Origin of the sequence: Curtobacterium sp. 260 (assembly GCF_030803485.1) — a bacterium.
Taxonomy (GTDB): domain Bacteria; phylum Actinomycetota; class Actinomycetes; order Actinomycetales; family Microbacteriaceae; genus Curtobacterium.
In genome coordinates, this window is the sequence record NZ_JAURUY010000001.1 from 187,236 (window position 1) to 203,243 (window position 16,008).

20 protein-coding genes are annotated in these 16,008 nt (G+C 74.2%); 10 read left to right on the forward strand and 10 right to left on the reverse strand.

What is annotated here, in order from left to right; translation table 11 throughout:
• The first annotated feature begins 29 nt into the window (after positions 1-29).
• Positions 30-512 carry an MmcQ/YjbR family DNA-binding protein gene (locus tag J2X59_RS00860; RefSeq protein ID WP_326495383.1) on the forward strand — a complete coding sequence of 161 codons (483 nt, stop codon included), beginning with the start codon at positions 30-32 and terminating at the stop codon, positions 510-512.
• On the opposite strand, the gene J2X59_RS00865 is transcribed toward J2X59_RS00860, so the two are convergent.
• The gene (locus tag J2X59_RS00865) at positions 414-1,049 is read right to left on the reverse strand and encodes an MOSC domain-containing protein (RefSeq protein ID WP_251154568.1); all 636 of its coding nucleotides are present in this window, start codon (positions 1,047-1,049) and stop codon (positions 414-416) included. The two genes, J2X59_RS00860 and J2X59_RS00865, sit on opposite strands and share 99 nt — an antisense overlap.
• Positions 1,050-1,147: 98 nt before the next feature.
• Between J2X59_RS00865 and J2X59_RS00870 the strand changes: the two genes are divergently transcribed.
• Genes J2X59_RS00870 through J2X59_RS00880 form a run of 3 tightly spaced genes read left to right on the forward strand, consistent with a single transcriptional unit; the run spans position 1,148 to position 2,672 of the window.
• The gene (locus J2X59_RS00870; RefSeq protein WP_066655417.1) at positions 1,148-1,702 is read left to right on the forward strand and encodes an RNA polymerase sigma factor; all 555 of its coding nucleotides are present in this window, start codon (positions 1,148-1,150) and stop codon (positions 1,700-1,702) included.
• The gene (locus J2X59_RS00875) at positions 1,693-2,367 is read left to right on the forward strand and encodes a hypothetical protein (protein WP_326495384.1); all 675 of its coding nucleotides are present in this window, start codon (positions 1,693-1,695) and stop codon (positions 2,365-2,367) included. The genes J2X59_RS00870 and J2X59_RS00875 overlap by 10 nt, the downstream gene beginning before the upstream one ends.
• Entirely contained in the window at positions 2,364-2,672 is a 309-nt protein-coding gene (locus J2X59_RS00880) for a hypothetical protein (protein ID WP_251159616.1), read from the forward strand. Before J2X59_RS00875 ends, J2X59_RS00880 begins: the two co-directional genes overlap by 4 nt.
• Before the next feature lie 127 nt (positions 2,673-2,799).
• Here J2X59_RS00880 and J2X59_RS00885 read toward each other — a convergent pair whose 3' ends face one another.
• The 7 genes from J2X59_RS00885 to J2X59_RS00915 all read right to left on the reverse strand — a co-directional run bounded on the left by J2X59_RS00885 (position 2,800) and on the right by J2X59_RS00915 (position 8,327).
• Positions 2,800-3,681 carry a phospholipase gene (locus J2X59_RS00885; protein ID WP_326495385.1) on the reverse strand — a complete coding sequence of 294 codons (882 nt, stop codon included), beginning with the start codon at positions 3,679-3,681 and terminating at the stop codon, positions 2,800-2,802.
• 295 nt (positions 3,682-3,976) lie between these two features.
• Positions 3,977-4,438, reverse strand: a complete 462-nt coding sequence (locus J2X59_RS00890) for a MarR family winged helix-turn-helix transcriptional regulator (RefSeq protein WP_326495386.1) — start codon at positions 4,436-4,438, stop codon at positions 3,977-3,979.
• Between the two features lie 166 nt (positions 4,439-4,604).
• A complete protein-coding gene (locus J2X59_RS00895) occupies positions 4,605-5,267 on the reverse strand; it encodes a GntR family transcriptional regulator (RefSeq protein WP_326495387.1) in 663 nt (220 codons plus the stop codon).
• 107 nt (positions 5,268-5,374) lie between these two features.
• Positions 5,375-5,806, reverse strand: coding sequence for a DUF1810 domain-containing protein (locus tag J2X59_RS00900; protein WP_326495388.1), 432 nt, complete (start codon positions 5,804-5,806; stop codon positions 5,375-5,377).
• Positions 5,803-6,600 (reverse strand): DUF2071 domain-containing protein, encoded by a 798-nt coding sequence (locus J2X59_RS00905; protein WP_326495389.1) that lies wholly within the window; start codon positions 6,598-6,600, stop codon positions 5,803-5,805. Before J2X59_RS00905 ends, J2X59_RS00900 begins: the two co-directional genes overlap by 4 nt.
• A complete protein-coding gene (locus tag J2X59_RS00910; protein ID WP_326495390.1) occupies positions 6,597-6,995 on the reverse strand; it encodes a DoxX family protein in 399 nt (132 codons plus the stop codon). Before J2X59_RS00910 ends, J2X59_RS00905 begins: the two co-directional genes overlap by 4 nt.
• A gap of 45 nt (positions 6,996-7,040) precedes the next feature.
• Positions 7,041-8,327, reverse strand: a complete 1,287-nt coding sequence (locus J2X59_RS00915; protein ID WP_251154657.1) for a bifunctional phosphopantothenoylcysteine decarboxylase/phosphopantothenate synthase — start codon at positions 8,325-8,327, stop codon at positions 7,041-7,043.
• Between the two features lie 65 nt (positions 8,328-8,392).
• On the opposite strand from J2X59_RS00915, the gene J2X59_RS00920 reads away from it, so the two are divergent.
• On the forward strand, positions 8,393-9,181 hold the full coding sequence (locus J2X59_RS00920) for an NRDE family protein (RefSeq protein WP_326495391.1): 789 nt from the start codon (positions 8,393-8,395) through the stop codon (positions 9,179-9,181).
• An 87-nt stretch (positions 9,182-9,268) separates the two neighbouring features.
• Complete coding sequence (locus tag J2X59_RS00925; RefSeq protein ID WP_326495392.1) at positions 9,269-10,036, forward strand: SGNH/GDSL hydrolase family protein; 768 nt, start codon at positions 9,269-9,271, stop codon at positions 10,034-10,036.
• 58 nt (positions 10,037-10,094) lie between these two features.
• Here the strand turns inward: J2X59_RS00925 and J2X59_RS00930 are convergent, their stop codons facing one another.
• Positions 10,095-11,024, reverse strand: coding sequence for an SDR family oxidoreductase (locus J2X59_RS00930; RefSeq protein WP_326495393.1), 930 nt, complete (start codon positions 11,022-11,024; stop codon positions 10,095-10,097).
• Positions 11,025-11,138: 114 nt separating this feature from the next.
• Between J2X59_RS00930 and J2X59_RS00935 the strand changes: the two genes are divergently transcribed.
• From J2X59_RS00935 to J2X59_RS00945, 3 genes are all read left to right on the forward strand, one after another.
• On the forward strand, positions 11,139-12,248 hold the full coding sequence (locus tag J2X59_RS00935; protein ID WP_326495394.1) for an LLM class flavin-dependent oxidoreductase: 1,110 nt from the start codon (positions 11,139-11,141) through the stop codon (positions 12,246-12,248).
• 215 nt (positions 12,249-12,463) lie between these two features.
• Positions 12,464-13,090: a hypothetical protein gene (locus J2X59_RS00940; protein WP_326495395.1), complete on the forward strand. Its 627-nt coding sequence runs from the start codon at positions 12,464-12,466 to the stop codon at positions 13,088-13,090.
• Positions 13,091-13,479: 389 nt separating this feature from the next.
• Positions 13,480-13,971: a pyridoxamine 5'-phosphate oxidase family protein gene (locus J2X59_RS00945; RefSeq protein WP_326495396.1), complete on the forward strand. Its 492-nt coding sequence runs from the start codon at positions 13,480-13,482 to the stop codon at positions 13,969-13,971.
• 112 nt (positions 13,972-14,083) lie between these two features.
• On the opposite strand, the gene J2X59_RS00950 is transcribed toward J2X59_RS00945, so the two are convergent.
• A complete protein-coding gene (locus J2X59_RS00950; RefSeq protein WP_326495397.1) occupies positions 14,084-15,337 on the reverse strand; it encodes a hypothetical protein in 1,254 nt (417 codons plus the stop codon).
• 253 nt (positions 15,338-15,590) lie between these two features.
• On the opposite strand from J2X59_RS00950, the gene J2X59_RS00955 reads away from it, so the two are divergent.
• Positions 15,591-15,977: a RidA family protein gene (locus J2X59_RS00955; RefSeq protein WP_066655379.1), complete on the forward strand. Its 387-nt coding sequence runs from the start codon at positions 15,591-15,593 to the stop codon at positions 15,975-15,977.
• Positions 15,978-16,008: the final 31 nt, after the last annotated feature.

Here is a 16,008-nt window from a genome sequence, read left to right on the forward strand (position 1 = left end):
GAACGAGGCGTGTGCGGCATGCTGGTGCGATGGACGGCGCAGCACTGCACGAGGTGACCTTCCGGACGGCACTGGCCCTGCCCGCGGTCGAGGAGACGCAGCCCTTCGGCGAGCGGTCCGTCGTCCACAAGGTGGTCGGCCGGATGTTCGTGCTCGCCACGACGTTGCGCGGGGTGCCGATCGTCAACCTGAAGTGCGCGCCGCCGCACGGGGCGGCACTCGTCCGCGACCACGCCGAGATCAGCCCGGGGTGGCACATGGACAAGCGTCACTGGATCACCCTGTCACCGGGGGACGGTCTCGACGAGACCATGGTCGAGGACCTCGTGGCGAACTCGTACGACCTGGTCGTCGCCGGCCTCCCGCGGAACCGGCGTCCCCTCGACCCGGCGGCGAGCCGGCGGGCGGACGGATCAGACCCGGCCGCGCGCGAGGACCTTCGCGAGGTCGCGGACGACCGTCGGGGCGAGTCGGTCCCCGGAGTCCAGCACCGCGCGGGCCCGCTCGGGTGACGGGCCGGCCGAGATCTCGCCGATCGTGACGCCGTGCTCCGGGCGGTGTGTGACGACCACCGGGTCGCCGGCCGCCACCGGTCCGCTGTGCAGGACCCGGAGGTACGCACCCGGCCGGTTCTCCGCGGCGAACCGCTTCACCCAGCCGGGGATCCCCATCCGGCGGGCGAAGGTCCCGCACGGCACCCGTGGGATGGTCACCTCGAGTTCGAGCGTCTCGCCGATGCGCCACCGCTCGCCCGTGACGGCACCCGTGACGTCGACCCCGCTCGTGCGCAGGTTCTCGCCGAACAGCCCGGGTGGGACGTCGCGCCCCAGGGCCTCGGCGAAGTACGCGGCGTCCTCGTCGGCGTAGGCGTACACCGCCTGGTCCTCGCCGCCGTGGTGCTTGCGGTCCGCCTGCACGTCGGCGTGGAGCCCGAGCGGGCGGACACGGACGGGCCCCACGACCGGGCGCTTGTCGATGGCGGTGATACCGATCGTCCCGGAGTCGCGGAGCAGCTGGTCGACGCGGCAGACGGCGGTGACGTGGCTCATGCCCACATCCTGGCGCACCGGGGTCACTGAGCCGAGCCCGCCCTCGTGCGCGGCCACCCGCCCAGACTTCCTCCACCACTGACCGGTAGAAGGGTGGTGTGCCGTACCAGCCCCTCGCCGACCTCGACGACGCCGTCCTCGCGGGCCGCTCGTCCGACGGCGACGTCCGGGCGTTCGAGGTCCTGATCCGGCGGTACACACCGCTGCTCCGCGCCTACGCCCGGCGGACCCTCGGATCCACCGACGAGCTCGACGACGTCGTGCAGGAGACCTTCATCACCGCGTGGAACCGGCTCGACGCGCTCGACGACGGCGCCAAGGTCAAGTCGTGGCTCATGCGGATCCTCAGTCGCAAGTGCATCGACCGCATCCGGGCGCGGCGCGAGCACCTCGACGTCACCGAGCTCGAGGTCGCGGCACCGCGGGACGACGCTCCGGAGCGAGTCGCCGAGGCCCGGTCCCGCGAGGAGGCGGTCGAGACCGCCCTCGCCGAGCTCCCCGAGGCGCAGCGACGGTGCTGGGTGATGAAGGAGATGCTCGAGTACCGCTACGAGGACATCGCCGAGGAGCTCGACCTGCCGGTGTCGACCGTGCGCGGCCTGCTCTCGCGTGCGAGGAAGAACATGATCCGTCTCATGGAGGCATGGCGATGACCGGACCCGACCGCACGCGCCCCGACGACGTACCGCTCGACGCGCTCGAACCCGAGGACCTCGACGGCCACACCATCGACGAGCTCGCGGACTACCTGGACGCCGGGATGCAACCGGCCGACCCGAGCATCGACGACTCCGCGGCGTGCCAGAACGCGCTCGCTGCACTCGTCCGGCTCCGACAGTCGTCCCTCGGCTCGCTCGACACCGCCGCTGCTCAGGAGGCACCCGCGGACGAGTCGTGGATCGGCGGTGTCCTGGCGAACATCTCGCTCGAGGCCCGCGCCGGTCGCGACGTCCCGCTGCGCCCGTCCGTCCCGACCGAGCGTCCCGTGATGACGGAGGGAGCCATCCGGTCCCTGATCCGGACCGCCGGGGACGTCGTCCCCGGTGTCGTGATCGCCCGCTGCGCGCTGCAGGGCGACGTCACGCTGCTCGATGCACCCGTCCGGGTCCTGGTCGAGCTGGCGATCCGGTCCGGGGCACCGATCCACGCCACCGCCGAGCACGTCCGCCAGACCGTCGCCGAGATCCTCGCCGAGCAGACCGACCTCCGTGTCGAGGCGGTCGACGTGCACGTCCGGGACCTCCTGCCCCCGCTCCCGCCCGCGCACGACGGGGTCCAGGCTGCATCCGGAGCGATCGACGAGGAGGGCCGCGCATGAGCATCGACGACGAGACGGCCGCGGCGATCGAGGCCGCGGTCCTCGCGGCGCCCGGCGTTGCCGACCTGTACCGCGCGCGGCCGACCCTCGGCAGCGCGGTCGAGTCCGCCCGGCGGCTCGCGTCGCGTGCGCCGGTCTCCCGGGTGGTGCTCGACGACGACGTCCTCCGCGTCGTCATCGGCACCGACGGATCGGCCCCCGCGCGGGCTGCGGCGCGTGCGGCGCACGACGCCGCGCTCCGCGTCGCGGGCGAGCGCGGGCTCGCGCTCGGCCGCGTGGACGTGCGCATCGCGCGCGTCGGCTGACCCGACGGGCTCGCTCGCACGGCGGCAGGGCGACGACGACGGACCACGGGACGGACGGGAGGCACGGCGCCCGCCGGCACCGTGCCTCCCGTCCGTCATCCGGTGACGCCCGTCACCCGCTCGCGGCTCAGTAGAAGTTGTTCGCCTGCGAGTGGGCCCACGCGGCACAGGGCGTGCCGTAGGCCGCGCTGATGTACCGCAGCCCCCAGGTGATCTGGGTGGTGGCGTTGGTCTGCCAGTCGGCCGCGACCGTGGCCATCTTCGAGCCGGGGAGCGCCTGCGGGATGCCCGTCGCGCCACCGTTCGGGTTCACGGCCCGGTAGTTCCAGCCGGACTCCTTGGTCCACAGGTTGTCGAGGCACTGGAACTGCGCGGAGCCCCAGCCGTACTGCGACGACGCCATCGAGGACGCCGTGGCCTTGGCGCCGGCGACGGTGTTCGCAGCGGCGAGGCGCTCGGCTGCTGCCGCAGCCTCCGCTGCCGCACGCTCGGCTGCGGCCTTCGCCTCGGCGTCGGCCTTCGCCTGCGCTGCTGCCGCTGCCGCCGCGTCGGCGTCCGCCTTGTCCTGGGACGCGCTCTCGTCGGCGACCTGCGTCGTGGCGTCGACGGTCGAGGCGATGCGGGTGGTGATCGCGGAGCCGGACATGCCGCGGTAGTCCGACAGGGCTGCGACCTGGCGTTCGAGGGCGCGCGTGTCGGTCTTGTCGTTCGCGTCGGCGAGCACCGTGCGGGCGGTCGCGATGGTCGCAGCGGCCTGGGCGCGGTCGAGGTCCGCGCCGTGCAGCGCCGGGGTGGCCGAGGCGCTCGCGGAGGGGACGCCGATGGCCTCGCCGATGGCCGGCTGTGTGCCGACGGTGGCGAGTCCGCCGACGAGGGCGACGGCGGCAGCGCCCCCGACGACGAGGGCGGAGCGACTGCGGAGCGCACGGCGGACACGGCGGCTCGGGGTGTCGAGCGCCTGGCGTCGGGTGGTCGCGGTGGTGGGGGCTTCGGGGGTGGTTCGCGTCATCGGTTCCGGTGGTCGGCCGGCTGGAGGGCGACTCCCGGGCACGCCGGATCGGGCACGCGGGTGTGGGGGAGCGTGCACGACCGTCGGGACGGCCGTCGTGGGGGAGCCGCGAGCCGGGGGAGGACCGGACGGTGGTGTGGGGCCCGTCCGTCCGCCGTTGGGCGACCGGGTGGCCGCCTGCTCGGGCGAAGCCGCCACGATGACGTGCCAGCCTGGACGGCCCGTCCGGAACCCCTGGCAGAACCGTCCGTCCACCTCTTGGTGACGGTTCGGTAACGGTGCTGACGCGGCCGGGTCAGCGCTCGGAGGTGCGTGCTTCCTGGGAGCGCTCGCCCTGGCCGATCCGTTCGAGGGCGGCGAGGGCGGCGGCGATGGAGTCGACCTCGTCGTCGGGCAGGTCCGCGATGAGCCCGGCGACGATGCCGGTGCGGTCGGAGCGGGCCCGTTCGACGGCGGCGATGCCCGCGGGGGTGGCCGACACCATGAACGCCCGGCCGTCACGCGGGTCGGCCTCGCGTTCGATGAAACCGCGTTGCTCGAGCTCGGTGAGGATGCGCGTCATCGTGGGCTTCGTGACGACCTCGATCCGCGACAGGTCGCCGGGACGCAGGGGTCCCTCTGCCTGGATCGTCGCGAGTGCGGAGACGAGCCCGTAGCCCAGCGCGGCCGAGTCGGTGCGCGCGCGGCGGTTGATGCGTCCGACGGCGGCGGCGAGGCGCGCGGCGATCTCGGTGCGGTCCGGCTGGCGGTGGCTCATGCGGTGCTCCCGGGTCGTCGGGTCGAGGCTGTTCGAGCGGGTCGGAGCGATGCTACCGGTCCCCACGGGCGTGTGACCGAGTGCCGTGCGGGGTGCTGCCGCCGGGTGCAGGAACGCCCGTCCCGGGGTTCGGGACGGGCGTTCCTGTACGACGTGACAGGTGTGCTCAGCTGGAGCGGTGCCGCTTCTCGCCCGGGAGCAGGTGGATCGCCTCGGTCGCGAGTTCGGCGGCGATGTTGTCACCGCTCTCGGTCGCGTCGCGCAGCCGGCGGAAGTCCGCGGTCATCTGGTCCCAGTCGATGAGCTCGTCGAGGTTCGGCAGGCGCAGGCGGAACGCCAGACCGTCCGTCGTGTCGCGGCACACCCGCTGCAGGTTCTCGTTGCCGCAGGCGTCGACGTACAGCCCGAAGACCGAGAGCGCGTCGTGGTTGACGGCGGGGACGTCGTGCGCGTCGAGCTCGGTGATCGTCCGGTCGAGCTGCGCGAGGATCTTCTTCCGCGTCGGCGCCGTGAGCCGGGGGACGGCCAGCCGGACGACCCCGCCGAACAGCACGCCGAGGGTCTGCATCGCCTCGACGACCTCCTCGGCCTTCGGGGTGGTGACCCGGGTGTACCGGTTCGGTGCCATCTCGATGAGACCGGCGCGGGCGAGCTGGCTGAGGGCTTCGCGGATCGGGGTGCGGGAGACGCCGAGCCAGGCGATGAGCTCGTCGTCGTTGAGGCGTTCACCGGGCTCGAGCGTGCCGTCCATGATCGCGGCGTGGATCTTGTGGCGGACGGTGTCGCGGAGCAGCTGGTGCTCGGTGGGGGCGCTGCTGGGGACCGGCATGCGGGTGTCCTCGTTCTCGGTGGACGGTCGGGAGCGCCGGACCGGTCGGTGTCGACGCCTGATCACAGTACCTGATATGTGAACGGTCGTCCGTCGACCGCCGTGCCTCAGGTGGCGGCGAGCAGCCGGACCGTCACCGGGTCCTCGGTCCCGTCGAACCACCGGTCCAGCAGGGCACGGAACGGAGCCGGGTCCTCGGCGGCCCTGGCGAACAGGGTCGCGGACGACCGGGCCTTCAGCGCGTCGATCCCACCGAACAGGTCGTCCGCGCTCCGGGCCGGTGCGTCGACGACGGTGCGGGCGGCCTCGAGCAGGCGCGGCCCGAGCACGGGGTGTGCCAGGAACGCCCGCGCCTCGGCGAGCCCCTCGATCGCGTACCGCTGCGCTGTCGCACTGCGCACGAGGCCGGCGAGCTGCGGGAACACGAACCACATCCAGTGCGACCGCTTCCGGCCGGCCGCCAGCTCCGCGAGTGCCTGCTCGTGGACGCCCTCCTGCGCACGCACGAACCGGTCGAGGTCGTACGGGTCGTCGCTCACCGGACCACCTCGCCCCACGCGTAGCGCACGGTCGTCGCGTCCACGACGAGCAGTGAGTCGGGGTCGCGGTCGAGGAGCCCGGGCAGGCCGACAGCGGCCGGCAGGTCGCCCTCGAGCCGCTCGAGCCGGGCGCTGCGGACGGTCAGCGGCGCGTGCTGCCGCTGCCAGAAGAGCGTCTGCGCCAGGTGTCGCGCGTGGATGCCGGCGCGCGTGGTGAGCGCGGCGGCGAGCGGCGTGTCCACGACGTCGCCCGCGGTGACCCGGACGAGGACGTCGTGCCGCGGGCGGGGTCGTGGCGGGCGTGCGTTCCCCGCGTGCACGAGCGCCCGCGCCCAGCGGACCGGGTGCGCCGCCCGGGCCGGGTGTCGGACCGACCGGTGGTCGAGGGTGTCCCCGCGACGCGTCGCCCGGACGTGGGAGAACGTGTACGGCACGCCGAGCAGCGTGTTCGCGGCGACGATGGCGGGGACGTGGCCGGTGTCGACCGTGCGGTAGACGATGCCGTGGCGACCCCTGGTGTCGACGGTCGGGATCTCGATCGTGACCTCGGTCATCGAACCGAGTCGTCGTGAGGGCGGGAACGGCGGGAGGGCCGTCTCGCGGAACACGTAGGCGGTCAGACCCACCCACGCGCTGCCGTCGACCACGTCGGGCCGGGTGCCGCGTGGCACGAGCCGGGCGAGCGAGGCCGGGTGCCGCCGCCAGTGCGCGAACACGATGTCCTCCCACGCGTGCACGGCGACGGGCCGGTGCACGAGCGGGACCGCCGCCCGCTGTCGGACCGCGTCGGTCACCGTCGTGGCGCGTGTCGTGCGACGCGCACGGCCCAGGCCACGAGCGGCGCCTGCAGCGGGAGCCGCGCGACGCCGACCAGCCGTGCGGCGCGCCCTGCGCGTGGGCTGTCGAGGAGGTCGGCGGCCATCTTGACGTTCGCGGGGAAGACCGCCAGGAACAGTGCCGCTGCCGCCCAGCCGGACGCGCGACGGGTGGCCGGCACGGCGAGTCCGGCGGCGATGCCGAGCTCGGCCACGCCGGAGGCGACCGTGGTCAGGCGCGGGGGGAGGCCCTCCGGCACGATCCGGTCGTAGCCCCGCGGGCGCAGGAAGTGGGTGACGCCGGCTCCGCCGAGGAGCACGGCGAGCATGGTGGCGGTCCGGGTGGCACGTCGGGCGCGCTCGCGTCGTCGCATGCGCCCATCGTGCACGCCCTCGCCCGAGCGGGTGTCGGGCGTCGCTCAGGTCAGGGCGGTCGCGACGAGGTCGAGCACCGCCGTGGCGACGTCCGCCTTGCTGCCGGAGGTCTCCCGGACGACGTCGCCGCCGGGCACGAGCACCTCGATCGCGTTCTCCTCGCGTTCGAAGCCCGCGTCCCACCCGACGTGGTTCACGACGAGCAGGTCGGCCGGCTTCCGGGCGATCTTGGCGCGTCCGAGGGCGATCCGGGCCTCTCTGTCGGGCTCGGTCTCCGCGGCGAACCCGACGATGACCTGACCCGTGCGGCGTGCTCGGACGAGGTCGGCCAGCACGTCGGGGTTGCGGACGAGCTCGAGGGTCATGGTGTCGCCCTGGTCGTCCTTCTTCAGCTTGTCGGGGCGGACCTCGGCCGGTCGGTAGTCCGCGACCGCGGCGGTCATCACCACCACGTCGGCGTCGACCGCCGCGGCGTGCACCGCGTCGGCGAGTTCCTGGGCGGACCCGACGGGCACCACGGTCGCACCGAGCTCCGCGGTGAGCCCGGCGTCCACGTTCGCGGCGACGAGCGTCACGGTCGCGCCGCGTCGGACGGCGTCCGCGGCGATCGCCACGCCCTGGCGTCCGCTCGACCGGTTGCCGACGAAGCGCACCGGGTCGAACGGCTCGCGCGTCCCTCCGGCGCTCACGACGACACGCACCCCGGCGAGGTCGCCCTGGTCACCTCGCGCCCCCGTCCCCGACCCCGCTGCGGCACCGGCCGGGAGGCCCGCGCCGCCCTGGTCCCGTCGGCCCGCCTCGGTCGGCCGGTCGAGCACCGCCAGCGCCGCGGCCGCGATGTCCTCGGGTTCCGCCATCCGGCCGATCCCGGCGTCGTCACCCGTCAGCGCGCCGACCACCGGCCCGACGAAGTGCACCCCGCGGTCGCGCAGGGTCCGGACGTTCGCCCGGGTCGCGGGGTGCTCCCACATCTGCGGGTGCATCGCGGGGGCGACCACCACGGGCGCCTCGGTCGCGAGCAGCGTCGTCCCGAGCAGGTCCCCGGCGAGTCCGTGGGCCATCCGCGCCAGGGAGTCGGCGGTCGCGGGCGCGACGACGACCAGGTCCGCCCGGCGTCCGAGCGCCACGTGCCGCACCTCGGCCACGTCGTCCCAGACGCTCGTCGTGACCGGGTTCCGGCTCAGCGCCTCGAGTGTCGGCAGTCCGACGAAGCGGAGTGCACCCTCGGTCGGGACGACGTGCACGTCGTGGCCGCGCTTGACGAGGTCGCGGACGACCCCCACGGCCTTGTAGGCGGCGATGCCCCCGGTGATCCCGACGACGACGGACAGACGGCGACCTGCTGCAGCATCCACGTCGGTCACGCTACCCGGACGGCCGTGCGAGGATCGAGCCCATGTGCACCGTCGTCGTCCGCGTCGACCGCGGCGCCGCGTGGCCCGTCACCGTGCTGGCGCTCCGTGACGAGTCGCCCGACCGTCCCTGGGACCCGCCCGCCGCCTGGTGGCCCGAGCTCGACCCCGCCGTCCGGGGTGTGCGCGACCGGTCGGCCGGCGGAGCGTGGCTCGCCGCGTCCGACGCCGCGGGGCTCGCCGTCGTGCTGAACCGTGCCGAACCGGTGCCGAGCGACGACGGCACCTGGACCACCCGCGGCGTGCTGCCGCTCGACGCGCTGACCGGCGCGGCGCCGGGCGCGGGCGGCTCGCTCCCGACCACGCGTGCGTTCAACCTGGTACGGGCCACGGCCGAGGGCGCCGCCGTCGACACCTGGGACGGCAGGGCGGTGCGGACGACCCTGCTCGAGCCCGGCGTGCACATGGTGACCCACGGAGCCCCGGACGACCCCGCCGCGCCGCGGGTCGGCCGGTGGCTCGAGGCCTTCCGCGCGGCCCCGGCGCCGGCCGGACCGCCGGCGCTCGGCCCGTTCGACGAACTCCGTACCGCCGACCTCGGCGACGACGCGGGCGACGGCTGGAGCGGCTGGTTCGGCGTGCTCGCCGACTCCGCGGCCCTGCCCCCGGACCACCCGGACGCGATCCTGCGCGACGCGGTCGAGCCGGACGGCCACGTCGCGACGCTGTCCGTCGTCGCCGCCGCGGTCGGGCCCGGTCGGACGGTGCTGCAGCACGCGCGGCTCGCCCACCCGGGACGCCTCGACGGCTCGGTGGAGCTGCACCGGGCGTGATCGTCCCGCCCGGACGTCCCCGATGCTGTGAGGAGCAGCAGCGCACCGGCCGGTCCCGCCGTGGTCCGGCGGCGTACGGTCCCCGTCGTGACCCCGACCACACGGCCGTCCCCGCGCACCGTCGCGGGCATCGGTGACCCTGCTCCGCGGCGCCGTCCCCGCGGTCGAGCCGTCCTCGCGACGACGCTCGCCGCCCTCACCGCGCTCGCCCTCGTCGGCTGCAGCGAGGACTCCTCGGTGGTCGCGGCCTCCTCGCCGAGCCCGACCGGCCGCGCCTGGGACCACGCCCCGGGGGAGCGGATCGTCGTCATCGGCGACTCGGTGAGCGGCGGCCACGGCCTGACGCCGGAGCAGGCCTGGCCAGCGCTCCTCGCCCGGACCGAACGGTGGCAGCTGACGAACCTGTCCTGCGACGGGGCCGGCGTCGTCGCCACGGGGGACCCGGACGAGTGCGCCAGTGCCTACCCGGGGCTCGTCAAGCGTGCGGTCGACCTGCGCCCCCGGGTCGTCTTCGTGCAGGCGAGCTCGAACGACCTGGGCGAGGACGACGCACAGGTGACGAGCGCCACCGACCAGCTCGTGGCCCTCGTCCACCGCGACCTGCCCGGAGCCAGGGTGGTGGGGCTGAGCGCCGTGTGGAACGAGCAGGCCCCGCCGGCGCAGCTGGCGACGATCTCGCACGCCCTGCAGCGGGCGACCCGGCGCGACGGCGGCACCTACGTCGACGTCGGGCAGCCGCTGTCCGGTCACCCGGAGTGGATGCAGTCCGACGACGTGCACCCGACCGCCCGTGGACAGCGTGCCCTCGAGGCGGGAGTGATCGACGCGTTCGCGCGCGACCACCTGCGGTTCTGACGCCGACGGGGCGCGGTCGGGTCGTGCCTCCCGGCCGGTGCGGGTGCCGAGCCAGCGGTCAGGCGGGCGCGTGCGTGTCGGTGAGGTCCTCGGCGACCGCCCAGAGCGACCGGGCGAGGTCCGCACTGCGCGCCGAGCGCGGCACCGAGACCGTCGTGGTCGGTCCGGTCAGCCCCCCGAACCCGGACGGCCCGTAGTAGGCCCCGCCGACCGCGGCCGGACCGACGGCGGCGTACAGGAGCGGCTCCGCGCCCTGCTCCACCGCCTGCGTGAAGGGGAGCGCGCGGTCGCTCGCGCGGACCGGACGCGACCGGCCGAGCGAGCGGCCGGTGGACTGCAGGTTCGTGCGCGTGTAGCCGGGGTGGGCCGCCGTGCTGACGAGTGGCCAGTCCCGCTCGACGGACAGCCGGTGCAGGTGCAGCGCGAGGAGCAGGTCGGCCAGCTTGGACTGCGAGTAGGCCCGCCAGCCGTTGTAGCCGCGCTCCCACTGCGGGTCGGTGAAGCGGATGCTGCCGGGGACGGCGGCGAGGCTCGACATCGTCGCGACGCGCGGGGGCCGGGCGTCGTCGCTGCCCGCGGCCGTGCCGAGCAACGTCGGCAGCAGCAGGTTCGTGAGCGCCAGGTGTCCCAGGAAGTTCGTGCCGAACTGCAGCTCGAAGCCGTCCGCGGTCTCGAAGCGCTCGGGCGGGGCCATCACGCCGGCGTTGTTCACCAGGACGTGGAGGGGACGGCCGTCGTCGGCGATGCCCGCGGCGAACCGGCGGACGCTGGCGAGGTCGGCGAGGTCGAGCTCGCGCACCTCGAGGTCGGCGCCCGGGTGCTCCCGGCGGATCTCGGTCGCGGCGTCCTCGCCCTTCGCGGTGGTGCGGACGGCGAGCACGACGCTCGCGCCGGCACCGGCGAGCCGCTTCGCGGTCTCCTTGCCCGTGCCGCTGTTCGCGCCGGTCACGACGATGCGACGGCCGGTCTGGTCGGGGATGTTCGCCATGCGCGGCACGGTACGCCGGCGGTCTGGTGACCCGCCGGGCGCGCGCCGTCGGGGCTGTACGTCCGGCTCCCGCGGTGCTACAGTTCATGCAAACGCATCGATCAGGAGGCGCACATGAGCAACGCATTCGGCACCGACCGCCCGTCGGACGTCCCGCCGCCCGCACCCGAGCGCATCGGGCCGGTCCAGCTCGGCCTCGACACCTTCGGTGACGTCACCGAGCGTGCCGACGGGTCGCTCCGCTCGGACGCGCAGAGCATCCGCGACGTCGTCGACCAGGCCGTCCTCGCGGACCAGGTCGGGATCGACTTCATCGGCGTCGGGGAGCACCACCGCGAGGACTTCGTGGTCAGCGCTCCCGAGGTCGTCCTCGCCGCCATCGCCGCCCGCACCTCGTCGATCCGCATGGGCTCCGCCGTCACCGTCCTGTCCTCGGACGACCCGGTGCGCGTGTACGAGCGCTTCGCCACCGTGGACGCCCTGTCGGACGGGCGCGCCGAGGTGATCCTCGGCCGCGGCTCGTTCACGGAGTCCTTCCCGCTGTTCGGCTACGATCTGGCCGACTACGAGGTCCTGTTCGAGGAGAAGCTGCAGCTCTGGAACTCCCTGCGCGGTGGGGACGCGGTGACGTGGTCCGGCACCAAGCGCGCGGCGCTCGTCGACCAGGACGTCTTCCCCAAGCTCGAGCACGGCCCGATCCCGACCTGGATCGGCGTCGGCGGCTCGCCGCAGTCCGTCATCCGTGCGGCGTCCTACGGCCTGCCGCTGTTCCTCGCGATCATCGGCGGGCAGCCGGCGCAGTTCGCCCCGTTCTCGCGGCTGTACCGCCAGGCGCTCACGCAGCTCGAGCTCCCGCAGCAGCCCATCGCGATGCACTCGCCGGGTTTCGTCGCCGAGACCGACGCCGAGGCAGCCGAGCGCTACTGGCCGTACCACAAGGCCGTCACCGACCGGCTGGGCCGCGAGCGCGGCTGGCCGCCCCTCGACGCCGCGCAGTACCAGGCGGGACTGTCCGCCGGCGGGTCGCTGTACGTCGGGTCGCCGGAGACGGTGGCGCGGAAGATCGCGCGGAACATGCGGATCCTCGGCGTCTCGCGCTTCGACATGCGCTACGCGACGGGGCGCCTGCCGCACGAGGACATGATGCGGTCGATCGAGCTCTACGGCACGCGGGTCGCACCGCGGGTGCGCGAGCTGCTCGCCGAGCCGGTGCCGGTGCCGTAGGCGGACGCCTCCTCGGGGTGGGCCGGTGCGGCTCGGTGCGAGCCGGTGCGGGCCGGTGCGGCGTGCTCGTGCACAACGAAAAGCACCCCGCACCACGGGATTCCGTGGCGCGGGGTGCTTCCCGTTGTGCCGGGTCCGGCAGCGTCCCGTCGGCCGGGAGGCGCGCCCCACCGCCGCCACGCCGACTCACGGCAGCGCCGGGTACCGTCCACCGCATGTCGCCCCGCCCCAACATCGTCGAGCGTCGGTTCCGTGGTCGCATCATGGGCGTCGGCACGACGTCCGGCGTGCGGTTCGTCGTCGGCATGTGGGACCAGTCGCCGTTCGGAGCCTTCACGGACGTCTTCGTGGAGCAGCCGGACGGATCGAGCGTGCTGCTCGCTCCGGACGAGATCGTCGCCGCGTACGTCTCCGGGACCTACCGCTTCGACACGGTTTCGGTGGTCGACATCGACGCCCGGCGCACCGCTCGTGGTCTCGAGCTCGACGCCGGCCCGCTCCGCGCCTCGATCGACGTCGGATCCATCTCGCCGCTCGGGCGGGTGCTCCGCATCGTGCCGAAGCCGATCGCGCGTGATCCGCGGTGGCTCAGCGTGATCGATCCGGTCGCACGACTGGTCGCGCCCGGCGCGGGCACGGCCGGCACCGCCGGTGGTGGCCGCCGCGAGTACTACGGCGTGACCGGCGCGCACGACGTGACCGCCGTCACGGGGTCGTGGGCGGGGGAGCCGCTCGGGTCCCTGGCCCCGCTCGACCCGCCCGTGGCGTTCGGCTTCGCCTCGATGCCGCGCGTCCCGCAGGTCGTCGACGTCGAGACGACGATCCGCGAGCCCGCCGTCTGACGCGTCACCCTCGGCCCCGGGGGCGGCGCGGTGTGGGGTCGCTGGGTCGGAGCGTGTGGGCGCCCGTCCGTGCCCGTTCCTTCCCATGACGACCGCGGTACCCGATCGTTCCGGGCGTACCTCCTGTTCTCCGACGGCCAGGTACGCGCGTTCTCGCCAGGTACGCGCGTTCTCGTCAGGGACGCCCGTCCTCGCCAGGTGCGCCCGTTGTCGCCCTGCACGCCCGGTCCCGCGTGGCACTCGTCCACGCCGCAGCCACTCGTGCGGGGGCCCGGGACCCGGGCGGGCAGGTCCCAGCGACGAGGGGCACACTGGCGGGAACGGAACGCGCCCGGGCAGTGCCCGGCCGGACGTCGAGCACAACGGGGCGCACGACGAACAGGAGCATCATGACCGACACGCAGGCAGACCACCGCGCAGCCATCTCGGACATCGTCCACGGCGCTCGAACCGCCCTGCTCACCACCGTCAGCGACGACGGCCAGCTGCACGCCCGTCCGCTGGCCGTGCAGGACAAGGCGTTCAACGGGACCCTCCGCTTCCTGGTGCAGGACGGCAGCGAGAAGGTGGAGGACATCGCGCGCAACCCGCACGTCAACGTCGCCATCGAGTCGCAGGGCGGGTACCTCTCGATCGCCGGCACGGCGACGGTCACCCGCGACGAGTCCGTCATCGACGAACTCTGGTCCTCGTTCGCCGAGGCGTGGTTCCCGGACGGCCGACAGGACCCGACCATCCGACTCCTCACCGTCGAGGGCGACTCGGTCGAGTACTGGACGCAGGACACCGGTCCGGTCGGCAGCCTCGTGCAGACCCTCAAGGCCGCGATCGGCAAGCAGAGCCAGCCCGACACCGGCCACCACGGCACCGTCGAGCTCTAGCCCGTCTCCCTTCCGCACCACGCAACGTCGGCGGTTCCTCGCAGCGGTAGAGCCCTGCGAGGAGCCGCCGAGGTTGCGTTCCGCGAGTCTTCCGACCGCCCCGCGACCGGGGTCAGGGCGGGCCGAGCAGCCACAGCACCGCGACGAGCACCGGCTGCCCGAGGAGTGCACAGCTCACGAACGTCCAGCGCATCCAGGGCCGGGCGACGAGTTCGGGGGAGCCGAACAACGGCGCGAGCGGCATGAGGAGCCGCGGGGTGGACGCCATCGGCAGGGACACCGCGAAGATGTAGAGCGCGTAGGCGGCGGAGTACAGCACGGTCGTCGAGCCGAGCGCCCGGGTCGAGCGCCGCAGCAGCCAGACGGGGTACGCCACGAGCAGGAAGACCACGATCAGGACCCCACCGACCCCGAGCCACCGCCCGGCGATCAGGAACCAGGGCGTCATCGGTGTGAAGTCGACCCGCCCGATGAAGTTCACCCACCAGGACATCTCGGTCTCCAGGTAGGCGTCCGACCGCCCGGTGACGTGCGCCGCGATGACCGGCCAGGCCAGCCCCGCCGCGGCCATCACCACGCCGGCGGCGACGACCCGGACGCGTTCCGCCATCGGGAACGCCTCGAGGGACCGCACACCGGCGCCCGCGGCGGCTCGTCGTGCACGCACCCAGTGGACGAGCGCGACGACCCCGAGCAGGAGCGGCAGCGCGAGCGCCCCGGGACGGGTGAACGCCGCAATCACGCCGAGCACCGTCAGCAGGCCGTAGCGCCGTCGTTCGAGCGCCAGCAGGGCACCGAACGTCAGTGCCAGGAACGTGCTCTCCGCGTAGCCGACCTGCAGCAGGAACGACAGCGGACCGCACGTGAAGAAGAAGACCGCCCACATGCCCGCGGCGTTGCCGGCACGGTCGCTCACCAGCCGGTGCAGCAGGAACGTCGCCACGAGCCCGGCGGCCAGCGCGACGAGGGGCGCCCCCACGGCGAACGGCACCCCGGTCGAGGCCGTCAGCATGCGGATGGCGAAGGGGAACGCCGGGAGGAAGGCCCACGCGTTCTGGGCGACGTGCCCGGCGGCGTCGAGCGGCAACGTCGTCGGGTAGCCGTGCACCGAGATCTGCTCGTAGTACTGGCCGTCCCACGCGGTGAGGAACGACCCGAACCCGTGCTCGTTGCCCCAGATGGCGTTGTCCGGCATCTGCCGGGCCATCAACGGGTAGGCGAGCGCCAGCCAGACCGTGGAGACGAGACGGCCGCCGCCCCACACCAGCAGCACCGCGGCCCAGACGGGCAGGCTCGTCGCCAGGTCGACGATGCGACGTCGACCGTTCGCGAGCGTTCCGGTGACGGCGCCGTCGGTGCGGCTCACCGGCCCGCTCCGGCGGGCGCAGGGCTCTCGGTGGGCACGGACCGAGCGTACCGACCGTCGCCTGGCACCCTCCGGCACGCCGGTGGCCGGTGGCCGGTCGCGCACGGGCCGGTCGTCGGTGGTCGGCCGGGAGGCCCGTCCCGCGTTCTGCACACCGCAACGGCTCCGGCGGGTGGTCGGTCCGCGCAGTGGGGCCGGCCCTAGCCTGGAGGCCCACCCGGACGGACCGCGTCCGACGACCAGAGGAGTCCCCGTGCCGAAGACCGCCATCGTCACCGCGAACGCCCCGGCACCCGCCGGCCCGTACAGCCAGGGCATCGTGGCCGGCGGGTTCCTCTACACCGCGGGCTTCGGGCCGCAGGACCCGGCGACGGGGGCGATGGCCGACGACGTCGCCGGACAGACCGCCCAGGTGCTGGCCAACGTCGCCGCCGTCCTCGCCGAGCACGGCGCGACCCTCGACGACGTCGTGAAGTCGACCGTCCACCTCGAGCACTCGGACCGGGACTTCGCCGCCTTCAACGAGGAGTACGCGAAGCACTTCTCGGAGCCGTACCCGGTCCGCACGACCGTGCAGTCGCACCTGGCCGGGATCCTCGTGGAGATCGACGTCGTCGCGGTGCTGCCCAGCGCCTCCTGATCGTCACCCGCCGTCCCGCTCCCTGAGCGGA

What these genes read in the sequence shown, in the direction of transcription:
- J2X59_RS00860 (WP_326495383.1), top strand. Translation starts at nt 30, where the DNA reads ATGGACGGCGCAGCACTGCACGAGGTGACCTTCCGGACGGCACTGGCC.
- J2X59_RS00865 (WP_251154568.1), bottom strand. Translation starts at nt 1,049, where the DNA reads ATGAGCCACGTCACCGCCGTCTGCCGCGTCGACCAGCTGCTCCGCGAC.
- J2X59_RS00875 (WP_326495384.1), top strand. Translation starts at nt 1,693, where the DNA reads ATGGCGATGACCGGACCCGACCGCACGCGCCCCGACGACGTACCGCTC.
- J2X59_RS00880 (WP_251159616.1), top strand. Translation starts at nt 2,364, where the DNA reads ATGAGCATCGACGACGAGACGGCCGCGGCGATCGAGGCCGCGGTCCTC.
- J2X59_RS00885 (WP_326495385.1), bottom strand. Translation starts at nt 3,681, where the DNA reads ATGACGCGAACCACCCCCGAAGCCCCCACCACCGCGACCACCCGACGC.
- J2X59_RS00890 (WP_326495386.1), bottom strand. Translation starts at nt 4,438, where the DNA reads ATGAGCCACCGCCAGCCGGACCGCACCGAGATCGCCGCGCGCCTCGCC.
- J2X59_RS00895 (WP_326495387.1), bottom strand. Translation starts at nt 5,267, where the DNA reads ATGCCGGTCCCCAGCAGCGCCCCCACCGAGCACCAGCTGCTCCGCGAC.
- J2X59_RS00910 (WP_326495390.1), bottom strand. Translation starts at nt 6,995, where the DNA reads ATGCGACGACGCGAGCGCGCCCGACGTGCCACCCGGACCGCCACCATG.
- J2X59_RS00920 (WP_326495391.1), top strand. Translation starts at nt 8,393, where the DNA reads ATGTGCACCGTCGTCGTCCGCGTCGACCGCGGCGCCGCGTGGCCCGTC.
- J2X59_RS00930 (WP_326495393.1), bottom strand. Translation starts at nt 11,024, where the DNA reads ATGGCGAACATCCCCGACCAGACCGGCCGTCGCATCGTCGTGACCGGC.
- J2X59_RS00935 (WP_326495394.1), top strand. Translation starts at nt 11,139, where the DNA reads ATGAGCAACGCATTCGGCACCGACCGCCCGTCGGACGTCCCGCCGCCC.
- J2X59_RS00940 (WP_326495395.1), top strand. Translation starts at nt 12,464, where the DNA reads ATGTCGCCCCGCCCCAACATCGTCGAGCGTCGGTTCCGTGGTCGCATC.
- J2X59_RS00945 (WP_326495396.1), top strand. Translation starts at nt 13,480, where the DNA reads ATGACCGACACGCAGGCAGACCACCGCGCAGCCATCTCGGACATCGTC.